General features: G+C 74.3%; 22 protein-coding genes and 1 pseudogene. 9 read left to right on the top strand and 14 right to left on the bottom strand.

Going from position 1 to position 24,252, the window contains the following annotated elements; genetic code table 11:
• Positions 1-209: 209 nt before the first annotated feature.
• The 3 genes from AB0N04_RS37175 to AB0N04_RS37165 form a co-directional block, all read right to left on the bottom strand.
• A complete protein-coding gene (locus AB0N04_RS37175; RefSeq protein ID WP_360213026.1) occupies positions 210-914 on the bottom strand; it encodes an aspartate/glutamate racemase family protein in 705 nt (234 codons plus the stop codon).
• A gap of 47 nt (positions 915-961) precedes the next feature.
• Positions 962-2,830 carry a CocE/NonD family hydrolase gene (locus AB0N04_RS37170; protein ID WP_360213028.1) on the bottom strand — a complete coding sequence of 623 codons (1,869 nt, stop codon included), beginning with the start codon at positions 2,828-2,830 and terminating at the stop codon, positions 962-964.
• A gap of 254 nt (positions 2,831-3,084) precedes the next feature.
• Positions 3,085-4,044 (bottom strand): hydrolase, encoded by a 960-nt coding sequence (locus AB0N04_RS37165; RefSeq protein WP_360213030.1) that lies wholly within the window; start codon positions 4,042-4,044, stop codon positions 3,085-3,087.
• A 238-nt stretch (positions 4,045-4,282) separates the two neighbouring features.
• Here AB0N04_RS37165 and AB0N04_RS37160 point away from each other — a divergent pair, with 238 nt between their 5' ends.
• Complete coding sequence (locus tag AB0N04_RS37160) at positions 4,283-5,383, top strand: HoxN/HupN/NixA family nickel/cobalt transporter (protein WP_360213032.1); 1,101 nt, start codon at positions 4,283-4,285, stop codon at positions 5,381-5,383.
• 244 nt (positions 5,384-5,627) lie between these two features.
• On the opposite strand, the gene AB0N04_RS37155 is transcribed toward AB0N04_RS37160, so the two are convergent.
• A complete protein-coding gene (locus AB0N04_RS37155) occupies positions 5,628-6,557 on the bottom strand; it encodes an SGNH/GDSL hydrolase family protein (RefSeq protein ID WP_360213034.1) in 930 nt (309 codons plus the stop codon).
• A 344-nt stretch (positions 6,558-6,901) separates the two neighbouring features.
• On the opposite strand from AB0N04_RS37155, the gene AB0N04_RS37150 reads away from it, so the two are divergent.
• On the top strand, positions 6,902-8,557 hold the full coding sequence (locus AB0N04_RS37150) for an FAD-binding dehydrogenase (RefSeq protein WP_360213108.1): 1,656 nt from the start codon (positions 6,902-6,904) through the stop codon (positions 8,555-8,557).
• A 269-nt stretch (positions 8,558-8,826) separates the two neighbouring features.
• On the opposite strand, the gene AB0N04_RS37145 is transcribed toward AB0N04_RS37150, so the two are convergent.
• Both AB0N04_RS37145 and AB0N04_RS37140 read right to left on the bottom strand, forming a co-directional pair.
• Positions 8,827-9,825, bottom strand: a complete 999-nt coding sequence (locus AB0N04_RS37145) for an AraC family transcriptional regulator (RefSeq protein ID WP_360213036.1) — start codon at positions 9,823-9,825, stop codon at positions 8,827-8,829.
• A 130-nt stretch (positions 9,826-9,955) separates the two neighbouring features.
• The gene (locus AB0N04_RS37140) at positions 9,956-10,306 is read right to left on the bottom strand and encodes a metalloregulator ArsR/SmtB family transcription factor (RefSeq protein ID WP_360213038.1); all 351 of its coding nucleotides are present in this window, start codon (positions 10,304-10,306) and stop codon (positions 9,956-9,958) included.
• A 189-nt stretch (positions 10,307-10,495) separates the two neighbouring features.
• Between AB0N04_RS37140 and AB0N04_RS37135 the strand changes: the two genes are divergently transcribed.
• The 3 genes from AB0N04_RS37135 (at position 10,496) to AB0N04_RS37125 (ending at position 13,261) form a co-directional block, all read left to right on the top strand.
• Entirely contained in the window at positions 10,496-10,900 is a 405-nt protein-coding gene (locus AB0N04_RS37135; RefSeq protein ID WP_360213040.1) for a (2Fe-2S) ferredoxin domain-containing protein, read from the top strand.
• A gap of 232 nt (positions 10,901-11,132) precedes the next feature.
• Positions 11,133-11,387 carry a hypothetical protein gene (locus AB0N04_RS37130; RefSeq protein ID WP_360213042.1) on the top strand — a complete coding sequence of 85 codons (255 nt, stop codon included), beginning with the start codon at positions 11,133-11,135 and terminating at the stop codon, positions 11,385-11,387.
• 206 nt (positions 11,388-11,593) lie between these two features.
• The gene (locus AB0N04_RS37125; protein ID WP_360213044.1) at positions 11,594-13,261 is read left to right on the top strand and encodes a metallophosphoesterase family protein; all 1,668 of its coding nucleotides are present in this window, start codon (positions 11,594-11,596) and stop codon (positions 13,259-13,261) included.
• 66 nt (positions 13,262-13,327) lie between these two features.
• Here the strand turns inward: AB0N04_RS37125 and AB0N04_RS37120 are convergent, their stop codons facing one another.
• On the bottom strand, positions 13,328-13,660 hold the full coding sequence (locus tag AB0N04_RS37120) for a YnfA family protein (protein ID WP_360213046.1): 333 nt from the start codon (positions 13,658-13,660) through the stop codon (positions 13,328-13,330).
• Between the two features lie 42 nt (positions 13,661-13,702).
• On the bottom strand, positions 13,703-14,917 hold the full coding sequence (locus AB0N04_RS37115) for a pyridoxal phosphate-dependent aminotransferase (protein ID WP_360213048.1): 1,215 nt from the start codon (positions 14,915-14,917) through the stop codon (positions 13,703-13,705).
• A gap of 98 nt (positions 14,918-15,015) precedes the next feature.
• On the opposite strand from AB0N04_RS37115, the pseudogene AB0N04_RS37110 reads away from it, so the two are divergent.
• Positions 15,016-15,393, top strand: a pseudogene (locus AB0N04_RS37110) (helix-turn-helix domain-containing protein); the annotation flags it as partial.
• 76 nt (positions 15,394-15,469) lie between these two features.
• Positions 15,470-16,249, top strand: coding sequence for an SGNH/GDSL hydrolase family protein (locus AB0N04_RS37105; RefSeq protein ID WP_360213050.1), 780 nt, complete (start codon positions 15,470-15,472; stop codon positions 16,247-16,249).
• Between the two features lie 47 nt (positions 16,250-16,296).
• On the opposite strand, the gene AB0N04_RS37100 is transcribed toward AB0N04_RS37105, so the two are convergent.
• Positions 16,297-16,944: a GNAT family N-acetyltransferase gene (locus AB0N04_RS37100; RefSeq protein ID WP_360213052.1), complete on the bottom strand. Its 648-nt coding sequence runs from the start codon at positions 16,942-16,944 to the stop codon at positions 16,297-16,299.
• A gap of 185 nt (positions 16,945-17,129) precedes the next feature.
• Between AB0N04_RS37100 and AB0N04_RS37095 the strand changes: the two genes are divergently transcribed.
• Positions 17,130-18,080, top strand: a complete 951-nt coding sequence (locus AB0N04_RS37095; RefSeq protein ID WP_360213054.1) for a pentapeptide repeat-containing protein — start codon at positions 17,130-17,132, stop codon at positions 18,078-18,080.
• Positions 18,081-18,107: 27 nt separating this feature from the next.
• On the opposite strand, the gene AB0N04_RS37090 is transcribed toward AB0N04_RS37095, so the two are convergent.
• The 5 genes from AB0N04_RS37090 to AB0N04_RS37070 form a co-directional block, all read right to left on the bottom strand.
• A complete protein-coding gene (locus AB0N04_RS37090) occupies positions 18,108-18,842 on the bottom strand; it encodes a tyrosine-protein phosphatase (RefSeq protein ID WP_360213056.1) in 735 nt (244 codons plus the stop codon).
• Positions 18,843-18,913: 71 nt separating this feature from the next.
• Entirely contained in the window at positions 18,914-19,237 is a 324-nt protein-coding gene (locus tag AB0N04_RS37085) for a hypothetical protein (protein ID WP_360213058.1), read from the bottom strand.
• Complete coding sequence (locus AB0N04_RS37080; RefSeq protein ID WP_363365664.1) at positions 19,234-19,731, bottom strand: DUF6232 family protein; 498 nt, start codon at positions 19,729-19,731, stop codon at positions 19,234-19,236. Before AB0N04_RS37080 ends, AB0N04_RS37085 begins: the two co-directional genes overlap by 4 nt.
• 180 nt (positions 19,732-19,911) lie before the next feature.
• Entirely contained in the window at positions 19,912-20,811 is a 900-nt protein-coding gene (locus AB0N04_RS37075) for an aminoglycoside phosphotransferase family protein (protein ID WP_360213062.1), read from the bottom strand.
• Between the two features lie 227 nt (positions 20,812-21,038).
• Positions 21,039-21,500 (bottom strand): PPOX class F420-dependent oxidoreductase, encoded by a 462-nt coding sequence (locus AB0N04_RS37070; RefSeq protein ID WP_360213064.1) that lies wholly within the window; start codon positions 21,498-21,500, stop codon positions 21,039-21,041.
• 167 nt (positions 21,501-21,667) lie between these two features.
• Between AB0N04_RS37070 and AB0N04_RS37065 the strand changes: the two genes are divergently transcribed.
• Entirely contained in the window at positions 21,668-24,130 is a 2,463-nt protein-coding gene (locus AB0N04_RS37065) for a Tex family protein (protein WP_360213066.1), read from the top strand.
• The last annotated feature ends 122 nt before the right edge of the window (positions 24,131-24,252 follow it).

Here is a 24,252-nt window from a genome sequence, read left to right as displayed (position 1 = left end):
GCCGATGCTCCGCATGGACTCCCTCCTCGGCGCCGCCGATGCACGCACCCCAACGACGCCCGCTGATCCGACGTGATCCGAAAGACACGCCCTGGCGCGGGGCGCCGAAGCGGCTGAGCGCGCGGTGGCCGCCGGCGTCCCCGCCGGCCGGTGCCGTTCCGCCCTGGCGGCTGGGCGCGACCGGGCCACGGCCTGACGGGGCGGCTCCGTCAGGCCGTGACCCCGCCGGCCAGGGCGGCCTCGACGGCGGCTTCGGCGTGCAGCCGGGCGGTGGGGAAGAGCGGGACGGGGCTGTCCTCGGGGCGGACGAGCAGTTCGATCTCGGTGCAGCCCAGGACGATGCCCTCGGCCCCGGCGGCGACCAGGTCCTCGATCACCCGGCGGTAGGCGGCCCGCGACTCCTCGCGGACGACGCCGAGGCACAGCTCCTGGTAGATCACCCGGTGCACCAGGGCGCGGCCCTCCTGGTCCGGGACGAGGACGTCGAGGCCGCCGGCGGCCAGCCGGCCGCGGTAGAAGTCCTGTTCCATCGTGAAGGCGGTGCCGAGCAGTCCGACCCGGCGCAGGCCGGCCGTGCGGACGGCCTGTGCGGTGGCGTCGGCGAGGTGCAGGAGCGGCACCCGGACGGCCGAGGCGACCTGGTCGGCGACCTTGTGCATGGTGTTGGTGCAGATCAGCAGTAGTTCGGCGCCCGCGGCCTGCAGTGCGCGGGCGGCGTCGGCCAGGAGGGCGCCGGCCTCCTCCCAGCGTCCTTCGGCCTGCAGCCGTTCGACGGTGGCGAAGTCGACGGAGTAGAGCACGAGCGGTGCGGAGTGCAGCCCGCCGAGGCGTTCCCGGGTGAGTTCGTTGAGGTGGCGGTAGTACTCGGCGGTGGATTCCCAGCTCATGCCGCCGATCAGGCGGAGGGTCTTCATGGGCAAGTTATAAAGCATTGGTCGGCTTCACGGCAATGCCATAAGGATTACTTTGGGGTGCTGGGGGTGCTCTCCCGGGGCACCCGGTGCTGCCACTCCCGGGTGAACACCACCGAGCCCGCCTCCAGCGCCCGCAGCTGCACGACGCTGAGGAAGTGCCCGGCGTCGCAGCGCAGTTGGGTGCGGGTCTGCACGGTGACGTCCCAGCCGGCCTCGGGCCGCTCCAGGCGGACGGTGTGGTCGGTGCGGGCCTGGGCGCTGAGCGGGGTGCCGGTGAGGATCCGGTACGCGGTGACGGTGTGCTCGTCGCGGACCAGGCCGTCGGGGTGGGTGCGGGTGCCGTCCCCGGCGGGGGAGAGCTCGGTGCGCCACTCGTGGCGGCCGATGTCGTGGACGGTGAGGCGTTCGGGCCGGGCCGTCAGCGGCTCGGTCAGGTGGACGTCGAGCGGCTCGGGCAGTTCGGGGGTCCCCAGGGAGACGGGCGCGGCGCCGACGTCGGCGGCGAGATGGCGCACCGGCAGGCTCAGCGCGGAGCCGGACGGGTCGACGGCGTAGCCCGTGGTGTCCGGCTCCGGCCACACCCAGGGCCAGTAGCCGGAGGAGAGGGCCAGTCGTAGGCGGTGCCCGGCGGGGACGGTGGCGGCGCAGGCGGCCAGCTCCACGGTGGCGTCCCGGCCGTCGGTGAGCAGCACGCCGCGGGTGATCAGCGCGGAGGTGCCGTCCGGGCCGACGGCGCAGAGCCGGGCGACGACCTGGGCGGGCGGCCCGCCGCCGCGCAGCCGGAGCCGCACGGTGGGCGCGCCGAGGATCTCGACGGGCTCGGGCAGCGGCTGCGAGTCGAAGCAGACCGAGCGGCCGTCCTCCTCGCGCTGGTCGGGAGGCTGGTCGGCGGGGCGGCCCTGCGGGACGTAGGCCCCGGCGTCGAGGCCGGTGTGCTGGGGCGAGCGGACCGGGACGTGGCGGTCCTCGGCGGAGGTGCCGGCGGTGCGCAGCGCGCCGTCGAGGCCGTAGTGGATCTCCCGGACGTCGGGGGAGGGCCAGACCTCCTCGCCGGCCCAGCGGGTGCTGATCCAGCTGCGCAGGGCGGGCTCCTCGGGGGCTCCGGTGTCGACGTCGCGCAGCCAGTGGTCCCACCAGCGCAGCGTCTCGGGGAGCGCGTCCTCGGGCAGCCCGTGCGGCCAGGGGCCGAGCAGGGCGCGGGCGTCGGGGGAGGTGGCGAGCAGGCGCAGCACGAAGGAGCAGGACGGGTCGCCCCACCCGGCGACGGCGAAGGCGGGCACGGGCACCGGGACGCTGCTCTCCCCGGCGGCGAGCCAGGTGTCCACGGGCGGGTCGAGGGACTCCAGGCGGGCGAACCACTCGCTGCGCCAGGAGTCGCCGACGTGCCGGGGGTCGGGCGGCAGGGCGGCACCGGCGACGAGGGCGGTGAGCCGGGTGTGCAGGTCGGTGGCGAGGAGGGCGCCGCCGAGGCGGTGGCCGCCCTCGGGGCAGGCGGTGACCAGGGCGCCGACGGTGCCGGGGGCCCGCGCGGCGAGCAGCAGTGCGGTGGTGCCGGCGGCGCCGACGCCGAGCAGGCCGACCCGGCCGGTGGACCAGGGCCGGCGGGCGAGCCAGTCGATCACGGCCGCGCCGTCGTCGAGCTCGGCGCCGCCACCGGGTTCGGCGGGCAGGCCGCCGGAGTTGCCGTGCCCGCGGGTGTCCACCCGGACGGCGGCGTAGCCGTGGCCGGCGTACCAGGGGTGGCGGCGGGCGTCCTCGGCGGCGGTGCGGTCGGTGAGCCGGTCGGAGGAGTACTCCAGGAGGACGGGGACGGGCTCGTCGCCGACCGGGCGCCACACCCGGGCGCTGAGGCGGGTGCCGTCGGGCAGCGGGATGCGCAGGTCCTCGCGGGTGGTGCGGTAGGGGTACGACGGCATGGCCGCTCCCATCGGGTCCCGGGCCGGTGACTGCCGGCGGGCCCGCGGCGCGCTCCCGGTCGGTGGGGGCGCGCCGCGGGCGTCGGCATTCCGACCCTAGGGGAGGAAGCGTCCGATTTCCTGACGAGAGGGTTCCTGACGAGCGGGTTCCTGGCGGGCGGGGTCCCGGCGGGTGGATTCCCGACGGGCGGGGTCCCGACGGGCCGGGCCGGGCATCGCCCGCCGGCCGGCCCGGGCGGGGCCCGCGGGGGCGCTCACGCCTTGCTGAGCCAGGCGGTGGCGTTGAGGGCGAGCGCGGCGTCGGTGCCGGCCGGGTCGTTCCAGCCGTTGTAGAGGGTGTTGCCGCTCTGCCCGGTGCCGTCGTCGACGGGCGAGCTGTCGCCCCAGACGGCGACCCGGCCGCTGCCGTAGGTGCTGGTGACGAAGAAGGCGCCGGTGGTGCCGCTGGAGCCGGTGCGGTAGACGAGCCCCTTGACGGAGGGGTTGTCGGCGGGCTTCAGGGTGAAGGTGGTGCCGTTGCGCAGGATGGAGCCGGTGACGGTGCCGAACGGGCCGTGCAGCACGGGGTCGGTGGGGGCGTCGGCGGCGCGCGGGTTGTCGGTGGTGATGTTGAGCAGGTCCACGGAGAAGCCGAAGGGGTCGTTGTCGTCGACCCCGTTGGCGGTCATCAGGTCGTTGATGATCGCGGGGGAGTCCCAGCCGTCGTTGTTGCGGTCGCTCCTGGTGTGGTCGGAGATCAGGAAGAGTCCGCCGCCGTTGCGGACGAAGCGGACCAGCGCGCTCTTCTCGCCCGTGGTCAGCCGGATGTTGGGTTCCGGGAGGACGAAGGTGTCGAAGTTGGCGAGGTCGAGGGCGGCGCCGGTGCCGTAGCTGATGGTGGAGCCGGCGGGGAGGGTCTTGAGGCTGTACTGGCCGGTCCTCTGGAGGGCGACGCCCCAGGCGGAGAGGGCGCCGGTCCAGCTCTTCTCGGTGGTGGGGTTGGCGTTCTGGGCGAGCGGGTCGGGCTGGCTGGTGCTGATGATCCAGTCGGCGTTCCCGGCGGTCTCGGCCTTGCTGTTGTCGAACAGCACCCGGTGCGGGGTGGCGGCGACCGGGGTGGCCGAGGCGGGCGCGGGCGTGGGGGCGGGCGCGGCGACGGCGGTGGGGGTGATCAGGCCGGCCGCGAGCAGGGCGGTGCCGGCGAGAGCCGTGGCGGCTCGCATGCGGATCGTCATGTGCCGTTCCTCCGTGGGGAGTCGAGGTTTCGGCGCTCGAGTTTTCGCGCGTAGAACGGGAGTATCCGCCGGTCGGGCGGCGGTCGGAAGCCCCGGGAGGTTACGGCGCCCTGTACGGCTCGTGACGATCTCCGGAGGAGGGGGGAGAACATTCCGTACCTGCGTATGACTTGCAACTGCGGAGGCCGAGGCGGAAAGATGGCCCAGCTTCGACCGCCCGCCGAGAGGAAACACCACGATGACCGCCCCCAGATGGCGTGACCGGCTCACCCGGGACGAGTGGATGCGCCTGGCCGGAATGGGCGGCTTCATCCTCGCGCTGCACGTGGTCGGCTGGTTCACCCTGCTCGCCCTGGTGGCGCCCGAGCACTACGACGTCGGCGGGCAGGTCTTCGGCGCCGGCATGGGGATGACCGCCTACACCCTGGGCATGCGGCACGCCTTCGACGCGGACCACATCGCGGCGATCGACAACACCACCCGCAAGCTGATGGGCCAGGGCAAGCGCCCGCTGTCGGTCGGCTTCTGGTTCTCGCTGGGCCACTCCTCGATCGTCTTCGGCCTCTGCGCGCTGCTCGCCTTCGGCGTCAGGTCGCTCGCCGGCCAGGTGGAGTCGGACGACTCGACCCTGCACGCGACCACCGGCCTGATCGGCACCGCCGTCTCCGGGTCGTTCCTGCTGCTGCTCGGCCTGATCAACCTGGGCGCCTTCAACGGCATCCTCAAGGTGTTCCGCCGGATGCGCGTCGGCGAGTACGACGAGGCCGAGCTGGAGCGCCAGCTGGAGAAGCGCGGGCTGATGAACCGCATCCTCGGCCGGGTGACCAGGGCCGTCACCAAGCCCTGGCACATGTACCCGGTGGGCCTGCTGTTCGGCCTCGGCTTCGACACCGCCACCGAGGTGTCGCTGCTGGTGCTGGCGGGCGGCGCGGCGGCGTTCTCACTGCCCTGGTACGCGCTGCTCACGCTGCCGATCCTGTTCGCGGCGGGGATGAGCCTGCTGGACACCATCGACGGCTCGTTCATGAACTTCGCCTACGAGTGGGCGTTCTCCAAGCCGGTCCGCAAGATCTACTACAACCTGACCGTCACCGGCCTGTCGGTGCTGGTCGCGCTGGTGATCGGCCTGGTCGAGCTGGTCGGCCTGCTCGGCGAGAAGCTGGACATCACCAGCGGGCCGATCGCCTGGGTGGGCGAGCTGGACCTCAACTTCGTCGGCTACGCGATCGTCGGTCTCTTCGTGGTGACCTGGGCCGGTGCGATCGCGTTCTGGAAGTTCGGCAAGGTGGAGGAGAAGTGGTCGGCCGGGCTGGCCGCGGCGGCCGCCGAGTCCGAGTAGCCCGCGGCGCGCGGACCGAGGGGGCGGTGACCGGGGTCTGGTCACCGCCCCCTCGGGGCTTTCCGGACGGGCTCCCGCAGGGCGTGGGCCGCGGGACGCGGGGCGCCGGTGGCCAGGCGCAGAGCGCGCGGCCCCGGCGCCTTGGCCGGCCGGCGCGCCGGGGGGTCGCCTCCGTGCGCCGGCAGGTCGCCGCGGCCGGTGCGGCGGGCCCTGCGGCCGGTGCGGCCGGTGCCCTCCGGGCGTCCTACCGCAGCGCGGCGAGCACCGCGTCCGCCATCACCTTCTCGCCGGTGGCGTTCGGGTGGAACGGCACGGCGGGCGAGCCGGGCAGCGCGCCCTCGATCCAGCGGTCGTCCGAGCAGACGTCGTGGCCGAGGGTCGGCGTCGCGGTGTCGACGTAGGTGGCGCCGTTCGCCGCCGCGGTGGACCTGAGGGCCGCGTTCAGCTTGGTGAGCACGCCGTGCATGTACTCGACGTCGCCCGGGGTGACGGGCTGGCGCAGGATGCACTTCGAGCCGTCGGCGGGCAGCACCGACGGGTAGCCGACCAGCAGGATCCGGGCGCCCGGCGCCTTGGCGTGGATGCGCTTGAGCGTGTCGGCGATCTGCGGCGCGATGGTGGTGGTGATCCGCTCGGCGAGGTCGTCGTTGCCGTACTGCCAGGACCACGTGCTCCAGTCCCAGTAGCCGTGGTGGTAGACGTCCTTGCAGGGCGTGCCGAGCGGGTTGACGACGGCGCCGGCGATGCAGGTGGCGACCAGCTCGCCGAGGCCGAGGTCGCTGGCCGCGAGGTCGTTGCCGCCGATCCCGAGGGTGACCAGGTCGGTGTCGGGGGTCACCGCGTCCAGCTGCGGGTCGTTGACCCTGATGAAGGCGTCGTACTGCGGCTGCGTCATGGCCTTGACCTTGGCGGCGGCGCAGGTGACGTCGGTGTACGCGGCGGCCTTGAGGGCGCCGGCGACGAGGTGGCCGTAGTTGCGGTCGGAGCGCAGGCACAGGCCGGCCGACTGGCCGGGCACGCCGGCGCCGGCGGCGTAGGAGTCGCCGAGCGCCACCATGTGTTTCGGCGCCGGGGTCGCGGCCTGCGCACTGGTGGAGGTGAGGGCGAGGGCGGCGCCGACGGCCACCGCGGCGAGCGCGGTGGAGCGGCGGAGTTTCCGGGCAGGGCGGAGCACGGTTCCTCCTGGGGGAGAGAAACGACGGGTGGGGGTCGTGCCAGCCGGGCCACAGCTACTCACAGGTAAGTTACTGTCAGGTTTCGCGCACGTCCATGGCATGCGCAGAAATTCCCGAAATTCCGTCAGGTGGTATTTCGAATTACGCTCCACCGCGTATCGGAGGCATTTCCGAAACGCCGTGGAGCGGAATTGCCGCCGTCGGTTGTTACCCGCCGGTTGACCGGGCCTCGCCGCAGGCCGCAGTATCGGGCGCACGGCGACGCCGCCCGCCCGTGCGCCGCCCCGCCGACGGCGCCCGCCCCGGAGCGCCGTCCGTGCCCACCGCGACGGAGGACTGCGCAATGGCCCTGGACGCCGACGTCATCGTCATCGGAGCGGGACTCGCAGGCCTCGCCGCCACCGCCGAACTCGCCGACGCCGGACGGAGGGTGATCCTGCTCGACCAGGAGCCCGCGGCCTCCCTCGGCGGCCAGGCGCACTGGTCCTTCGGCGGCCTCTTCCTGGTCGACTCGCCCGAACAGCGCCGGATGCGGATCCGCGACTCGCACGACCTCGCCCGGCAGGACTGGCTCGGCACCGCCGGATTCGACCGGCCCGAGGACGCCTGGCCCCGGCGGTGGGCCGAGGCCTACGTCGACTTCGCGGCCGGTGAGAAGCGCTCCTGGCTGCACGGCATGGGCGTGCGCTTCTTCCCGGTCGTCGGCTGGGCCGAACGCGGCGGATTCCTCGCCGACGGGCCCGGCAATTCCGTGCCGCGCTTCCACATCACCTGGGGCACCGGGCCCGGCCTGCTGGAGCCCTTCGTCCGCCGGGTCCGGGCCGCGGCGGCCCGCGGTCTGGTCGACCTGCGCTTCCGGCACCGGGTCACCGGCCTCGCCGCCACCGCGGGCGTCACCGACACCGTCACCGGTGAGGTGCTGGTGCCCAGCCCGGCCGCCCGCGGCGAGGCCAGCTCGCGCGAGACCGCCGGCACCTTCGAACTGCGCGCCCAGGCCGTGATCGTCACCTCGGGCGGCATCGGCGGCAACCACGACCTGGTCCGCAAGGCGTGGCCGGCCCGGCTCGGCACCCCGCCCGCCAGGCTGCTCTCCGGCGTCCCCGCGCACGTGGACGGGCTGATGCTCGGCATCACCGGCGAGGCCGGCGGCCACCTGATCAACGGCGACCGGATGTGGCACTACACCGAGGGCATCGAGAACTGGGACCCGATCTGGGCCCGGCACGGCATCCGCATCCTGCCCGGCCCCTCCTCGCTCTGGCTCGACGCCCGCGGCGAGCGGCTGCCCGTCCCGCTCTTCCCCGGCTTCGACACCCTCGGCACCCTCGAGCACATCATGTCCACCGGGCACGAACACACCTGGTTCGTGCTCAACCAGCGCATCATCGAGAAGGAGTTCACCCTCTCCGGCTCGGAACAGAACCCCGACCTGACGGGCCGTTCGGTGCGCGGCGTCCTCGGCCGCGCCCTGCCCGGCACCCCCGGCCCGGTCCGGGGCCACCTGCGGCACGGGCCCGACTTCGTCGTCGCGAGCACCCTCGCCGACCTCGCCCGCGGCATGAACGCCAGGACCCGCCGGGCGCTGATCGACCCCGACGCGCTGCGCCGCACCGTCGAGGCCCGCGACCGGCAGATCGCCAACCCCTTCGCCAAGGACCTCCAGGTCACCGCGATCCACGGCGCCCGCCGCTACCTGGGCGACAAGCTGATCCGCACCGCCGCTCCGCACCGCATCCTCGACCCGGCCGCCGCCCCGCTGATCGCGGTGCGGCTCAACATCCTCACCCGCAAGTCCCTCGGCGGGTTGGAGACCGACCTCTCCTCGCGCGTCCTGCGCCCCGGCGGGGAGGTCCTCCCGGGGGTCTACGCGGCCGGTGAGGCGGCCGGGTTCGGCGGTGGCGGGGTGCACGGCTACCGCTCGCTGGAGGGCACCTTCCTCGGTGGCTGCCTCTTCTCCGGCCGCACCGCGGGCCGTGCGGCGGCCCGGGCGGTCGCGTAGCGGGGCGGGGGCGGGTAGGCCGGCGGGCCGGGCGCACCGGCTGGAGCACGCGTGCGCCGGCCGGTGCGCCCCTCCCCTGTGGGAGCGCACCGACCGGCACCGGTAGGGGTCCAGCCTCCCCGAGCGGTGCGCGCGGAACTATCCACTCCGGGGCGGTGGCCCCGCACGTTTCCGGATAGCCGGCGAGGGCCCGGCCTGCTACCGGGCCGCCGTCCGGCGGACCCGGGTGGCCGTCCGGCGGACGGGCGGCGCCGGTTGCCGGCGGACGGTCAGCGCCGGCCCCGCAGGGTCTCCGAGGGCAGCCGCCCGTACGCCCGCCGGTACTCGGCGCTGAACCGGCCCAGGTGGGTGAAGCCCCAGCGGCAGGCGACGTCGGTGACCGTCCCGGTGGCGTCCCCGGCGGCGACGGCCGTGAGGTCCTGGTGGGCGCGGTCGAGCCGGACGCGGCGCAGGTACGCCAGCGGCGTGGTGTCCAGGTGCCTGCGGAAGCCCTCCCGCAGGGTGCGCAGGCTGACCCGGGCGGCCCGGGCGATGTCGGACGCCGTGACGGCCTCGTCGGCGTGCTCGGCGCAGTAGGCCGTCGCCCGGCGCAGGGCGCTCGGCAGCAGGGCGCCGTCGTGGCCCACCGTCCGGCTCCGGTCGAGCGGGTGGACGTCCAGCAGGGTGTCGGCCAGCAGCCGCTCGAACTGCTCGACGCCCAGCGGGGAACGGCGGCCCAGCGGGGAGACGACGAACTCCCGGAAGGCGTGGGCCAGCGCCAGCCAGGAGTGCACGGCCGGGTCCGCCGGGTCGAGCGCGTGCTGCCGGAATCGCAGCGGGTGCCGCGGAACGTCCCCCAGCCGCACCGCGAGGGCCTCGTCCAGGGTCTCCCGGGACATCGCCAGCGCCGCGTTCACGGCCAGGCCGTCCCACTCCATCCCGACCTCGTCGCCCGGCCCGGCGACGAACGGCGGGGACAGCAGCCCGGTGCCGTTCACGGTCACCCGCCCGTGGCCGGCCTGGGGCAGGATGACGCTGTAGAAGTCGGGGATCTCCCCCGTCCACAGGCGTACGGGGGCGCCGTAGGCGAGGTCGTAGAGCGCCACCCGGCCCTCGTGGAAGGCCCGGAACCGGCCGGGCGCCAGTTGGTCGCCGAGCACCGTCAGCCGGTGCGGCGAGAGCCGGTCGCTCACGATCAGGCGCAGCTCCTCGATGCTGCCGCCCTCGTAGAGCGAGACCGGACCGCTCCCGTCGTCTTCCCGGTCCAGTGCCGCGACCGCCACTGCCACCCCCTGATCCGATGATCCGAGCCCGGTGCCGGCGCCGCCCGTGCGGCGGCGCGACGGACCACTCTGACCCCCCGGGCACGGCCGGGCAACGGTATTACGGCGGGCGCCCGCGGGAGCGGCCGGTGGCCGGTCAGTCCTCGTCGGAGACGCCCAGCCGCAGGTGCTCGACGTGGTAGACGGCCTGGTCGAGCAGGGCGGCCACGTGGTCGTCGTGCAGGGAGTAGACCACCGAGCGGCCGCGGCGCTCGCCGACGACCAGGCCGAGGTTGCGCAGCAGCCGCAGCTGGTGCGAACACGCGGACTGCTCCAGGCCCACGGCGCCGGCGAGTTCGGTGGCGGCGCGCGGGCCCTCCCGCAGCGCGGCGAGGATCAGCAGCCGGGAGGGGGTGGCCAGGGCCTGCAGCGTGGTCGCGACCTTGGCCGCGTTGGACGCGTCCAGGCGCATCCGCGGTACGGCGTTCTCGGTGGTCGCGTGTCCCATGGGGGCATCCTACGGACCGCCGTGGCGCCCCGGCACCCGGCGGGGGCCCGCCCGCCGCCCGGTAGGCTGCGCGTGCACGACCCGCCCCTGACCTGGAGGAGAACCCCGACCGATGAACGTGCGAAGCGGGCGAGTCATACCGAGGTGCCGGTGGGCGTGCGCCCCGGCCGGGCGCTGCGGGGCCGGGGCATGAGCCGTCGGGACCGCGACCGCGGGCAGGGGGCCGGCTCCCCGGTGACCGTCACGGTCTGCCGCGGCTGCTGCTGCGGCACCGAGGCCAAGCACCCCGGCGTCGACCACGCGGGGCAGTACGAGCGCCTGCGGGCGGCGGTCGGCACGGCGGGCCGGGTCCGGGCGGTCAAGTGCCTGGACGTGTGCACCCAGTCCAACGTGGTGGTGGTCGGCCCCTCCTCGGCGGGCCGCGCGGCGGGCGGGCGGCCGGTCTGGCTCGGTTTCGTGCTGGCCGACGACATGATCGACGAGATCGCCGACTGGGTGCACGCGGGCGGCCCCGGTCTGGCCGATCCGCCCGGGCTGCTGGACCTCCAGCTGATCTCGGTCTCCCGCAGGGTCCGCGAGGCCCTGCCCGAGTAGTCCGCGAGGCCCTGCCCGAGTGGTGCGCGGGGCGGCGCCCGAGTGGTGCGCGGGGTGGCGTCCGAGTGGTGCGCGGGGTGGCCTCCGGGGCGGACTGAGCTCCCGTCACCGCCCTTTCCGGCCGGGCGGTTCGGCGGATCCTCCAGTCGACGGGCATCCGTGGGCGCCGCCCTCGGGCGGCCCCACTAGCATGACCCGTGGTCGCGAGCGGTTCCGCCCAGGGAGGAAGACGATGACGACGGTCTGCCGCATCTGCGCGGGCACCGGCCGGACCGCCGGCCTCAGCTGCCGGACCTGCCAGGGCACCGGCACCACCGAGGTGGGCGGCGGGGGCGGCAACTGCTTCCTCTGCGACGGCACCGGCGTCTACGTCCGGTACCGGGTCGACGCGGGCGGTGCCAAGCACGCCTACCGGGACGAGATCTGCCGCACCTGCGACGGCACCGGCAACCGCTCCACGACGCACTGGGACGAGCCGTCCGGCTGAGGAGCCGTCGGCGCGGCGCCTCCGCCCCGGCCCGACGGCCGCTCAGGCGGCCCCGCAGGTCGGGGCCATGATCCCCGGTCGGTCCGGCGGCGAGCGCGGTCTTTACTCCGTCTTGGTCGAACATTGGCGTTCGAATGAGCGGCACGCTGCGGCCCGTTCACCGCGCGTCCGCGTGCGGTCAACGCACCACTGGAAGAGTCCGGCACATGGATATCCCCAACATGGGCGTGCCGGCCCGGCTCGCCGACCGCATGAGCATGGCCGAGCAGCACGAGTACCTGCGGGCCCGTTTCTCCCGCCGCCGGATGCTGCGGGCCGGCGCCGTGACCGTCGGCGCCATCGCCGTCGGCGGTGCGATGGGCAGCGGCACCGCCTTCGCCGCGCCGGCCGGCCCGACGCTGCTCCCGGCCGGTACGGCGGACGGCATCGACGGTTCGCTGGTCGCGCCGATCGGCCGCCACCTCCAGTTCGGCCCCGAGCCGGACACCCAGTTCCGCGTCTCCTGGCAGGTGCCGGCGCCGGTCAAGAAGCCGTTCCTGCGCTTCGGCAGGACCCCGTGGGAGCTCAGCCACAAGGTGCAGGCCGAGGTCCGCGCCCTGCACACCCCGGCGCTGACCCCCACCGGCCAGCCGGTGGACCAGTACTACCTGCACGTGGCGCTGGAGGACCTCCACCCCGACACCACGTACTACTACGGCGTCGGCCACGAGGGCTTCGACCCGGCCTCGCAGCAGCAGATCTCCACCCTGCACACCTTCCGCACCGCGCCCTCCCGGGACCACCGCTGGGGCAAGGTCTACGAGCCGTTCACCTTCACGGCCTTCGGCGACCAGGGCGTCAGCGCGCACGCGGCCGGCAACGACCACATCATCAAGGCCCAGAAGCCGGCCTTCCACCTGCACGCCGGCGACATCTGCTACGCCGACCCGGCCGGTTCCGGCACCGACCCGGACAAGTCCGTCTTCAACGCGAAGACCTGGGACGCCTTCCTGGTCCAGACCGAGACCGTCGCCGCCGAGATCCCGTGGATGGTCGCCTACGGCAACCACGACATCGAGGCCTGGTACTCGCCCAACGGCTACGGCGGCGAGAACTCCCGCTTCTTCCTCCCGGACAACGGCCCGGACCCGCGCAGCGTCCCCGGCGTCTACACCTTCCGCTACAAGAACGTCGGCGTCATCTCCCTCGACGCCAACGACGTCTCCTACGAGATCCCGGCCAACCTGGGCGTCTCGGCGGGCAAGCAGACCAAGTGGCTGGAGCGCACCCTCAAGGACCTGCGCAGCGACGAGACCGTCGACTTCGTCGTGGTCTTCTTCCACCACTGCGCCTTCTCCACCACCGTCGCGCACGCCTCCGAGGGCGGCGTCCGCGAGGCCTGGGTGCCGCTGTTCGAGAAGTACCGGGTGGACCTGGTCATCAACGGCCACAACCACATCTACGAGCGCACCGACGCCATCCTGGGCAACAAGGTCTCGAAGCAGGTGCCGAGCGGCGCCACCATCGAGCCCGAGAAGGACGGCGTGGTCTACGTGACCGCGGGCGCGGCCGGCCGCAGCCTGTACAACTTCGCGACCCCGGACACCTACGAGGGCCACGAGAACCACCAGGACGAGGTCACCACGTACTACTGGAGCAAGGGCCGGGTGAAGACCCCCGAGACCATCCAGTGGTCGCGGGTGCGCTACACCGGCTACTCCTTCATCAAGGTCGACGTCACCCCGGCCCACCTGGGCCAGAAGTCGGTCATGAAGGTCACCGCCCTGGCGGAGGACGGCACGCAGATCGACAACTACTCGATCCTGCGCAAGGTCGGCGAGGGCTGGGACTCCGGCCGCGACGACGACGGCGAGGGCGGCGGCTGGGGCTGGTAGCCCCGGCGCGCCCGACGGGCCCCGGTGCCGGGGAGGCGAGTCCCCGGCACCGGGGCCCGGTGCGGCTCAGCGCCTCGGGCCGTACATGATGACGGCGACCCCGGCCAGGCAGATCAGTGCGCCGACCACGTCGTGGCGGGTCGGCCGGAAGCCGTCCACGAGCACGCCCCACAGCAGCGAACCGGCCACGAACACCCCGCCGTACGCGGCCAGCACCCGGCCGAACTGGGCGTCCGGCTGCAGCGCCGCGACGAAGCCGTAGGCGCCGAGCAGCACCACGCCCAGTCCGGCCAGCCACCACGGGCGCTGCTCGCGCACGCTCTGCCAGACCAGCCAGCAGCCGCCGATCTCGGCGAGGGCGGCGAGGACGAACAGGGCGGCGGAGCGCAGGACGGTCATGCGGTCGAGCCTAGGGTCCGTCCGGCGGGGCGGGGTGGGCGGTCAGCTCTGGCGGTACGTCGCCAGGAAGCGGCCGATGCGGTTGATGGCCGTCTCCAGGTCGTCGGCGCGGGGGAGCGTGACGAAGCGGAAGTGGTCGGGGCGGGGCCAGTTGAAGCCGGTGCCCTGGACGACGTGGATCTTCTCGCGCAGCAGCAGGTCCAGCACGAACTGCTCGTCGTCGACGATCCGGTGGACCGCCGGGTCGAGCCTGGCGAAGGCGTACAGCGCGCCCTTGGGCTTGACGCAGCTGACGCCGGGGATCTCGTTGAGGGCCTTGAAGGCGACGTCGCGCTGCTCGGTGAGCCGGCCGCCGGGCAGCACCAGGTCGTTGATGGACTGGTGGCCGCCGAGCGCGGCCTGGACGGCGTACTGGGCGGGCACGTTGGGGCACAGGCGCATCCCGGAGAGCATGGTCAGGCCCTCCAGGTAGTCGGTGGCGTGCTGCTTGGGCCCGGAGACGACCAGCCAGCCGCTGCGGAAGCCGGCCACCCGGTAGGCCTTGGAGAGGCCGTTGAAGGTGAGGGTGAGGACGTCGTCGGCGAGGGCGGCCAGGCAGTGGTGCTCGGTGTCGTCGTAGAGGATCTTGTCGTAGATCTCGTCGGCGAGGACCATCAGGTGGTGCCGGCGGGCGAGGTCGAGGATGCCCTCCAGCAGCTCCTTCGGGTAGACCGCGCCGGTCGGGTTGTTGGGGTTGATGACGACGATGGCCTTGGTGCGGGCGGTGATCTTCGCCGCGATGTCGTCGAGGTCCGGGTACCAGTCCGCCTGCTCGTCGCACAGGTAGTGCACGGCCTTGCCGCCGGCGAGGCGCACCACGGCCGTCCACAGCGGGTAGTCCGGCATCGGGACGAGCACTTCGTCGCCGTCGTCGACGAGCGCGGTGACGGCCATCTGGATCAGCTCGGACACGCCGTTGCCGAGGTAGACGTCGTTGACGCCGACCCCGCTGACGCCGCGCTGCTGGTAGTACTGCACCACCGCGCGGCGGGCCGGCAGGATGCCGCGCGAGTCGCTGTAGCCGTGCGCCCTGGGCAGGTTGCGGATGATGTCCTGGATGATCTCCTCGGGCGCCTCGAAGCCGAACGGAGCCGGGTTCCCGGTGTTCAGCCGCAGCACGCTGTGCCCGGCCTCCTCCAGCGCGTTGGCCTGGTCGACCACCGGGCCGCGGATCTCGTAGCACACGTCATTCAGCTTGCTGGACTGTCGAAACTCCATCAGCGGCCTCCCGACCGTCACCACCCGCATCGTTGCTGTTGCTTTGTTCTACCAAGTTGTCACTTGGAAAGTCCAACCTTTTGGCTATGCTGATCCACATGTCACGCCGAAGCTACGACCAGTACTGCGCCGTCGCCCGCGCCCTGGACGCGGTGGGGGAGCGCTGGAGCCTCCTGATCGTCCGTGAACTCCTGGGCGGTCCGCGCCGCTACACCGACCTGCACGCCGACCTGCCGGGCGTGTCCACCGACATCCTCGCCACCCGGCTCAAGCAGCTGGAGGGCGACGCCCTGGTCCTGCGCCGACGGCTCGAACGGCCCGCCAACGCCACCGTCTACGAGCTCACCGAGCGGGGCCGCGAACTGCGCCCGGTGATCGACGCCCTGGGCGAATGGGGCCTGCCGGCCCTCGGCGAGCAGCGGCCCACCGACGCCGTCCGCGAGCACTGGGTCGCCCCCCGGAAGGCCGTGGACGGGGCGGCCGTCGGGGCGTAGCGGCCCGCGCGTACGATCGTCGGGCCACGGAGCAACCGGAGCAGAGCGGAGGCCGCCCGTGCCCACCACCTACCGCAGGTACGTCGCCGTCGGGGACTCCTTCACCGAGGGGATGTGCGACGACCTGCTGCCCGACGGCCACTACCGGGGCTGGGCCGACCGGGTCGCCGGAGCACTCGCCGGCGAGGCCGCGGACGAGGAGTTCCGGTACGCCAACCTCGCCGTCCGCGGCAAGCTCATCGGCCAGATCCACGACGAGCAGCTGGCCGTCGCCGCCGCCATGGGCGCCGACCTGGTCACCCTCGCCGGCGGCCTCAACGACGTGCTGCGCCCGGGCTGCGACATCGCCCGGGTCGAGCGGCTGCTCGGCCGCTGCGCCACCGAACTGCGCGCCACCGGCGCCACCGTCGTGCTCTTCACCAGCACCGACCCCACCCGCAGGATGGCGGGCAGCGCCCGGCTGCTGCCCGCCATCCTGCGGATGAAGGCCTTCGTGCACGAGCTCGGGCAGGAGGAGGGCGTCGCCGTCGTCGACCTTTTCTCCGCCCCCTGCTTCGACGACCGCCGGCTCTGGGCCGAGGACCGCCTGCACCTCTCGCCCGAGGGGCACCGCCGGGTGGCCGACGGGGTGCTGGAGGCCCTCGGCCGCCCCGCCGCCGACGACTGGCGCGCCCCGCTGCCGCCGGTCGCCCCGCCCGGCCCGGCCGAGCGGCTGCGCACCGACGCCCGCTGGCTGCGCAGCCACCTCGGGCCGTGGATCGGCCGCCGGCTCACCGGGCGCTCCTCCGGCGACGGCCGGCCGCCGAAGCGGGCGGAGCTGCTGCCCTACCGCGGGTGAGCGGTCGGGCGGCCTCCGGGCGCGGGTGAGCCGTCAGCCGTGAGCCGTCAGCCGGCCTCCGGTTCGAGAACCAGGCTCGCCATCGGGGTGCGGGTGGTCCAGCCGATCGCCCGGTAGAGCGACTGGCCGGCCTCGGTGCCGACCAGGACGCCGGTGTCGGCGCCCGCCCGGTACGCGGTGTCCTGGAGGGTCCGCATCACCAGGGCGCCCAGGCCGCGGCGCCGGTGCTCGGGGGCGGTGAGGATCTGGTCCGGGACGGCCACCGCGCCGGCCAGGCCCGCCTGGCCGCGGGCGGCGAGGTGTCCGGCCCTGGTGCGGACCAGCACCCGGGCCACCCCGCCCCTGGTCCAGCTGGTCACGGTGTACCCCGCCGGCACCGCGGGCCGTTCGGCGGTCAGCGGGGCGGTCATCAGGTAGCCGGGCTCGTCCAGCCGCCACTGCGGGCCCAGCCAGGGCCGGACGGCGGCGTCCTCGGTGAACAGCTTCAGCCAGGTGCCGGGCGCGGTGGTGCACTCGGCGATCTTTCGGACGTCGGCCTCGGTCGGTTCGGGCAGCACGTGCCGGGCGACGTGGCCGACCACGCCGACGTCGATCGTCCAGCCCCAGGGCTCGTCCACCGGTTCGGCCGCCCCGCGTGAGACCGTCCACCCGGCGATCCACATCCGAACGAGTTCGTTGATGCTCGGGTCCTGCACTCCTACCCCCGTACGTAATAGGTGCACTACTGATTGAGACCTTACCGGGGTGGGGTGGCCGTGGCCAGCGCCCGGCCGGCGCACAGTACGCTTGACGGGTTCCACGAGCCCGGCGAGCACCACCGACCGGCGGGTTCACCGCACCGGACCGCCCGGTGCCCCGACGCCGGAAGGACCGAGGAAACGTGCGCGAGACCGAGCCGCCGCAGGACCCCACGGCGGCCGGGCCGACCGAGCTGCGCTCCGACTGCACCAGCTGCTTCGGGCTCTGCTGCGTCGCGCTGCCCTTCGCCGCCGGCTCCGACTTCGCCGTCGACAAGGCCGCCGGCACGCCCTGCCGCAACCTGCAGACCGACTTCACCTGCGGCATCCACGAGAAGCTCCGCGACAAGGGCTTCCAGGGCTGCACCGTCTACGACTGCTTCGGCGCCGGGCAGCGCGTCTCCCAGGTCACCTTCGGCGGCCGCAGCTGGCGCGCCGAACCCGCCGGCGCCAGGGCGATGTACGAGGTCTTCCCCGTCGTGCGGCAGCTCCACGAGCTGCTCTGGTACCTCACCGAGGCCCTCAACTACGCCCCGGCCCGCCCCCTGCACGCCGACCTGCGGCAGGCCCTGGAGGAGACCGACCGGCTCGCCGGCGGCACCCCCGAGGAGGTCCTCGCCGTCGACGTCCCCGCGCACCGGCAGCGCGTGAGCGAACTGCTGCTGCGCGCCGGCGAACTCGTCCGGGCCGCCGTCCCGAACCGCCGCGAGCACCGCGGCGCCGACTTCTTCGGGGCCCGCCTGCGCGGCGCCGACCTGCGCGGGGCCAACCTGCGCGGCGCCCTGCTCGTCGCCGCCGACCTCACCGGCGCCGACCTGCGCCTCGCCGACCTCATCGGCGCCGACCTGCGCGACGCGGCCCTCGGCGGCGCCGATCTCACCGAGGCCCTCTTCCTGACCCAGGCCCAGCTCAACGCCGCCCGCGGCGACGCCTCCACCCGACTCCCCGCGGGCCTCACCCGGCCCGCCCACTGGCCGGACACCACCACCGCCCCGGTGTCCGCCGCCGCGGCCGCCGGCAAGGCGCGCGGCCCGCGCAGGCCGCGACCCGGCGGCCGCGAGGGTGGCGGCGGCCGCCAGGGCCGGCGGCGCTAGACCCGGGGGCGGGCGCCCGGCGGGGGATCAGTCCGTGAGCAGCCGGGCCCGGAGGGCGGCGACCTGGTCGCGGTCCACGCCGAGGGTGCCGGTGGCGTAGGCCTCGACCGAACCGTGGCGGGCGGCCAGGTCGGCGAGGGCGAGCCGGATGACCGTCTCCGGGGCCCGCCCGTAGCCGGGCCAGCCCAGGGTGCGTCCCGGGTTGGCGGCGTGCCAGTCGGCGATCAGGTGCGGGGTGGCCAGCTCGGTGAGGGCGAAGTCGGCGGCGACGTCGTCCTCGGACACCCCGAGCAGGGTGAGCACGAGGGCGGCGACCAGGCCGGTGCGGTCCTTGCCGGAGGCGCAGTGGAAGACCAGCGGCTCCTCGGCCGCGGTGATCACGTCCAGGGCCTGGCGGATCTCCTTCACCCCGTCCTCGGCGACCTCGGCGAAGCGGTCGGCGAGGTAGCGCCAGGGGTCGAGCCGAGGGTCGATCGCGGCCTGGTCGTACGGGCGGTGCTCGATCGAGAGGTTGTGGTACGCGAGCCCGTCCAGGTCGGGCACCCGCCCCTTGGCGGCGATCTCCCACGGGTAGCGCAGGTCGATCACCGTCCGTACGCCGAGCTCCCGGAACCGTCCGAGGTCGCCGTCCGTGGTGAGCTTGCCCAGTGAGTCGGAGCGGTAGAGCAGACCCCACCGGACGGATCGTCCTCCGGCGGCCCGGTACCCGCCCAGATCGCGGAAGTTGTGCAGTCGGTCGAATGCGAGGTGACGCTTCGTCATGCGCCGCACTCTAGCCACCGGTCCCGCCACCACCCCGGGCCGGGGCGGCGGCGGACGGGGCCGGGAGGGGCTCAGGAGCCGAGCGAGTCCAGGATGCGGCGGATCGACTCCACGACGGGGGCGCCGGCGGCGGCGAGGGCCGCGACGCCGGAGATGTTGCGCAGGGCGCGGCGCAGGGTGGCCGGCGGGGTGCCGCGGCCGTCGCCGATGGCCTCCAGGGACTCGTCGAGGACCTCGCGGTCCTCGGCCGGGACCTGGCCGCGCAACTGCGCCACGGCGGCGATGAGTTCGCGCATCGCGGCCTGGGGGTCGACGGGGCCCTGGTTCTTGACGATGCCGATGTTGTGGTCGCCGTGCTGGGTGACCGAGTCGCCGAAGTGGATGCCGCCGTTCACAGACCGACCTTCTTTCCGATGTTGTGGTCGCCGTACTGGGTGATCCGGTCGCCGACGTGGACGTTCTCCACCTGGACCGCGAACTCGGCCTGCGGGTTGTCGATCGCCTCCATGATCAGCTCGATCAGGTTGTTGACCTGCCAGGCGTCGTGGCTGACCACGGCCGTGTTCGAGGAGCTGGACGTCTCGATGATCAGCGAGTACAGGGTCCGCATCCGCAGCCGGGTGACCAGCCGGTAGAGGCTCACCAGGAACAGGGCGACCATCACCACGGCGATCAGGTTGCCCGCGGTGGGGTTCGCGGAGCTGGAGGTGAGCGAGCCGAGCAGCGCGGTGGCCAGCAGCAGGCCGATCACCTGCCGGACGAACCGGAGGATCACCCGGGCGCGCTTCGGCGGCACCGTCTCGAACCGCCGGGCCCGCGCGATGTTGTGCAGCGGGTAGGCGTCACCGCCCACCCACAGCACCCGACGGCTGACCCTGACGTCGATCACATTGCTTCTGCGTGCCACGTTCCGTCCCCCTGCGCGTGAGTAGCGGGGAGAACCATAGCAACGGCCGCCGACCCGGGGCCGCCGCGAGCGCAGCGGAAGGACCGTCAGGCACCCGGTGCGGCAGTGCGCGGGGCGTGCCGTCAGGTGCACCGCGCCGGGAGTCAGGCGCCGCGGTGGCCGTCAGGCACTGCGGTCGGCGAGCACCTCGCGGACGACGTGGCGGGCGTTGGCGGTCAGGCCCGGGTCGGTGTGGCGGTAGTACGGGATCGTCACCAGGGCGATGGAGAAGGCCCAGGCGCGACCGCGGGCCCACATCGCGTCGTCGGCGCCGAGCGCGGCGCGGAAGGCGGGGCGGGCGGAGGCGGGCAGCAGGTTCCAGGCGACGATCAGGTCGGCGGTCGGGTCGCCGACGCCCATCAGGCCGAAGTCGACGACCGCGGCGAGCCGGCCGGTGCGGTCGACCAGCAGGTTGCCGGGGGTGAGGTCGCCGTGCATCCAGCTGGGCGGTCCCGCGTACTCGGGCAGCCGCAGGGCCTTGTCCCACAGGGCGGTCGCCGCCCCGGTGTCGACGGCCCCGGCGAGCTGGGCGATGGCGGCGCGGGTGGAGCCGTCCCGGGACGCGAGCGGGAGGCTGCGGTGGGCGGCGGGGCCGCCGGCCGGGTTGACGGCCCGCAGCGCGGTGACGAAGCCGGCCAGGTCGCGGGCGAGCCCGTCGGGGGCGGCGAGGGCGCCGACGGCCGGGTTGACGCCGTCGAGCCAGCGGACCACCGACCACTCCCAGGGGTAGCCGGCGGCGGGTCTGCCGACCGCGACGGGGGCGGGGACCGGCCGCGGGAGGTGCGGTGCGAGCTTCGGCAGCCACTGCTTCTCGCGCCGGACGTCCCCGGCCGCCCACTCCACCCGGGGGAGCCGGACGGCGAGTTCGGGCCCGAGCCGGAACATCGCGTTGTCCGTCCCGACGGAGGCGACCGGTGTGACCGGCAGGCCCACCCAGTCCGGGAACTGGGCGGATATCAGCCGCCGCACCAGGGCCGCGTCGATGACCAGTTCGTCGGGGTGCATCCGGGTGGCAGCGCACATGTGCGGCAGCGTACAGCGCGGACCGCCGCCCTTCAGGCGTTTCCGGAAGCCGGTCCGCCGACCCGCGGGCGCGGACCGTTCGCAGGCCGGTGGCGGGTCGGGCCCGGGTGGCGGGTCCTCCCCTCGCCGGGTCGGGCCCGGGGGCCGGTCCTACCCCGCCGCGCGACGTACCCCGCCGCGCGACGTACCCGCCGCGCGACGTACCCCGCCGGCCGTCCGGGACCGGCTCAGTCCAGGGTGACCCGCACGCCGATCGTCCCGCCCTTGCCGAAGCGCAGCACGTTCGCGGTGAGCGCGATCGCGCAGAGCGGCCCGTACTTGCGGCGCAGCAGCCTGCGGTAGGCGGGGGCGCGCGCGGAGTCGAGGACGGCGGTCGCCGGGACCTGCTCGCCGAGCAGGGTGCCGCGGATGTCGCTCGGCCCGACCAGGACGTCGGAGCGGTTGCGCAGCCGCTTGACCTTCCCGGTGCGGGTGACGGTGGTGAAGACCAGCGCGTCCCCGTCGCGCGCCACCCAGACCGGGGTGTTCACGGGGGTGCCGTTCCTCCGGTGGGTGGTGAACAGCAGGTACTTGGCGGCGGCGAGCTCCGCCAGCCGGGCGGAGGCGGTCGCGGGGGCGGTCGCGGAGGAGGCTCCGGCGCGGCCCGCGGACGGGGCCGGGCCGGCGTTCAGCGGGCGGGAGGTGTCCATGCGCGCCAGCGTAGGAGGGCACAACGGGGCCCGGCTGGAGTCCTGTTGGGGCCGCCCGGTGCCGCCGCCACGCCCGGCCGCGCCGGGTGCGGCCGGGAGCCGTCCCCGGCACCTGCCAGAATGCAGGGCGTACGGCGAAAGCACTGAAGGAGAAGGTGACCGGCTTCGTGACCACGCCAGTCGAACAGGTGGCCCGGCAGGCCCAGCAGGCGATCGAGCGCAAGATCGCGGAGGAGCTGGGCGTCCGCGAGGGGCAGGTGAAGGCGGCCGTCGACCTGCTCGACGGCGGCGCGACCGTCCCCTTCGTGGCCCGTTACCGCAAGGAGGTCACCGGCTCCCTGGACGACGCCCAGCTGCGCGCCCTGGAGGAGCGGCTGCGCTACCTGCGGGAGTTGGAGGAGCGCCGGACGGCCGTCCTGGAGTCGATCGAGGCCCAGGGCAAGCTCGACGACGCGCTGCGCGCCCGGGTGCTGGCGGCCGATTCCAAGGCCCGGCTGGAGGACATCTACCTGCCGTTCAAGCCGAAGCGGCGGACGAAGGCGCAGATCGCCCGTGAGGCCGGGCTGGAGCCGCTGGCCGACACCCTGCTGACCGACCCGACGCAGGACCCGGCGGCGCTCGCCGCCCGGTACCTCAACGAGTCCGTCGCGGACGGCGCGGCCGCGCTGGAGGGCGCCCGGGCGATCCTCGTGGAGCGCTTCGGCGAGGACGCCGACCTGGTCGGCTCGCTGCGCGAGCGGATGTGGACGCACGGCAGGCTGGTCGCCACCGTGCGCGACGGCAAGGAGCAGGACGGCGCCAAGTTCGCCGACTACTTCGACTTCGCCGAGCCCTACACCAAGCTCCCCTCGCACCGCATCCTGGCGATGCTGCGCGGGGAGAAGGAGGAGGTGCTGGACCTCGAACTCTCGCCGTACGACGGCGAGGAGGGCGACCTGCCGGGCGAGAACGACTACGAGCGGCGGATCGCCGCCCGGTTCGGCGTCGCCGACCGCGGCCGCCCGGCCGACAAGTGGCTCGGCGACACCGTCCGCTGGGCCTGGCGCACCCGCGTGCTGGTGCGCCTCGGGATCGACCTGCGCGCCCGGCTGCGCGCCGAGGCCGAGGACGAGGCGGTGCGGGTGTTCGCGGCGAACCTGCGCGACCTGCTGCTCGCCGCCCCGGCCGGCACCCGCGCCACCATGGGCCTGGACCCGGGCTTCCGCACCGGGGTGAAGGTCGCCGTGGTGGACGCCACCGGCAAGGTCGTCGCGCACGACACGATCTACCCCCACCAGCCGGCCAACAAGTGGGACGCCGCGATCGCGACCCTGGCCGCGCTGGCGAGGAAGCACGACGTGGACCTGGTGGCGATCGGCAACGGCACCGCCTCCCGGGAGACCGACAAGCTCGCCGAGGACCTGCTCAAGCGCCACCCCGAGCTGAAGCTCACCAGGGCGATGGTCAGCGAGGCGGGCGCCTCGGTCTACTCGGCCTCCGCGTTCGCCTCGCAGGAGCTGCCGGAGCTGGACGTGTCGATCCGCGGTGCGGTCTCGATCGCCCGCCGGCTGCAGGACCCGCTGGCCGAGCTGGTGAAGATCGACCCGAAGTCGATCGGCGTCGGCCAGTACCAGCACGACCTCAGCGAGGTGAAGCTCTCCCGCTCGCTGGACGCCGTGGTCGAGGACTGCGTGAACGCCGTCGGCGTGGACGTCAACACGGCCTCCGCACCGCTGCTGACCAGGGTCTCCGGCATCACCGGGACGCTGGCCGACAACATCGTGGCCCACCGCGACGCCAACGGCCCGTTCCGCACCCGCCGGCAGCTCAAGGACGTCTCCCGGCTCGGACCGAAGGCCTTCGAGCAGTGTGCGGGCTTCCTGCGCATCCCCGGCGGCGACGACCCGCTGGACGCCTCCAGCGTGCACCCCGAGGCCTACCCGGTGGTGCGCCGGATCCTCGCCTCGACCGGCGGCGAGCTGCGCGAGCTGATCGGCAACGGCGAGCGGCTGCGGGCCCTGCGTCCGGCGGACTTCGCCGACGAGGTGTTCGGCGTCCCGACCGTCACCGACATCCTCGGCGAGCTGGACAAGCCGGGCCGCGACCCGCGCCCGGCGTTCCGCACCGCGACCTTCAAGGAGGGCGTCGACAAGATCGGCGACCTCGAGGTCGGCATGGTGCTGGAGGGCGTGGTGACCAACGTGGCCGCGTTCGGCGCCTTCGTCGACGTGGGCGTCCACCAGGACGGCCTGGTGCACGTCTCGGCGCTGTCCCGGACCTTCGTCAAGGACCCGCGCGAGGTGGTCAAGCCGGGCGACATCGTGAAGGTCCGGGTGGTCTCGGTGGACGTGCCGCGCAAGCGGATCGGGCTGACCCTGCGGCTGGACGACGAGGTCGGCCGGGACCGGGGCGACCGGGGCGACCGGGGCGGGGAGCGTGGCGGCGACCGCGGCCGGGGTGGCCAGGGCGGCGAGCGGCAGGCCCGCCCGCCGCGCCAGGACCGTCGGGGCGGCGGCCAGGAGCGGCGCGGTCAGGGCGGCTCCGGCGGCGCCGCGGCGCCGTCCAACAGTGCCATGGCGGACGCGTTGCGCCGGGCGGGCCTGACCGGCGGCGAGGGCGGCTCGGGGGACCGGCGCTCCGGCCGGCGCTGAGCGGCCGCCCGGGCGCGAGAACACGGCGGCGGGGGGGGGGGGGGGGGGGCCCCCCCCCCCCCCCCCCCCCCCCGCCGCCCCCCGGGCCCCCCCCCCGGCCGCCGGCGGTCGGGGGTCGCGAC

It is taken from the genome of Kitasatospora sp. NPDC051702 (assembly GCF_040681575.1).
Lineage (GTDB): Bacteria > Actinomycetota > Actinomycetes > Streptomycetales > Streptomycetaceae > Kitasatospora.
The sequence above is the reverse complement of the archived record's forward strand: the minus strand, read 5'-3'. Positions and strand labels throughout refer to the sequence as shown.

Bases quoted from the DNA above. Each gene is read 5' to 3' on its own strand.
- AB0N04_RS37120 (WP_360213046.1), bottom strand. From the start codon at position 13,660: ATGACCGTCCTGCGCTCCGCCGCCCTGTTCGTCCTCGCCGCCCTCGCC.
- AB0N04_RS37090 (WP_360213056.1), bottom strand. From the start codon at position 18,842: ATGACGAAGCGTCACCTCGCATTCGACCGACTGCACAACTTCCGCGAT.
- AB0N04_RS37165 (WP_360213030.1), bottom strand. From the start codon at position 4,044: ATGACGATCCGCATGCGAGCCGCCACGGCTCTCGCCGGCACCGCCCTG.
- AB0N04_RS37140 (WP_360213038.1), bottom strand. From the start codon at position 10,306: ATGGGACACGCGACCACCGAGAACGCCGTACCGCGGATGCGCCTGGAC.
- AB0N04_RS37170 (WP_360213028.1), bottom strand. From the start codon at position 2,830: ATGCCGTCGTACCCCTACCGCACCACCCGCGAGGACCTGCGCATCCCG.
- AB0N04_RS37130 (WP_360213042.1), top strand. From the start codon at position 11,133: ATGACGACGGTCTGCCGCATCTGCGCGGGCACCGGCCGGACCGCCGGC.
- AB0N04_RS37150 (WP_360213108.1), top strand. From the start codon at position 6,902: ATGGCCCTGGACGCCGACGTCATCGTCATCGGAGCGGGACTCGCAGGC.
- AB0N04_RS37125 (WP_360213044.1), top strand. From the start codon at position 11,594: ATGGATATCCCCAACATGGGCGTGCCGGCCCGGCTCGCCGACCGCATG.
- AB0N04_RS37160 (WP_360213032.1), top strand. From the start codon at position 4,283: ATGACCGCCCCCAGATGGCGTGACCGGCTCACCCGGGACGAGTGGATG.
- AB0N04_RS37075 (WP_360213062.1), bottom strand. From the start codon at position 20,811: ATGTGCGCTGCCACCCGGATGCACCCCGACGAACTGGTCATCGACGCG.
- AB0N04_RS37070 (WP_360213064.1), bottom strand. From the start codon at position 21,500: ATGGACACCTCCCGCCCGCTGAACGCCGGCCCGGCCCCGTCCGCGGGC.
- AB0N04_RS37135 (WP_360213040.1), top strand. From the start codon at position 10,496: ATGAGCCGTCGGGACCGCGACCGCGGGCAGGGGGCCGGCTCCCCGGTG.
- AB0N04_RS37175 (WP_360213026.1), bottom strand. From the start codon at position 914: ATGAAGACCCTCCGCCTGATCGGCGGCATGAGCTGGGAATCCACCGCC.
- AB0N04_RS37115 (WP_360213048.1), bottom strand. From the start codon at position 14,917: ATGGAGTTTCGACAGTCCAGCAAGCTGAATGACGTGTGCTACGAGATC.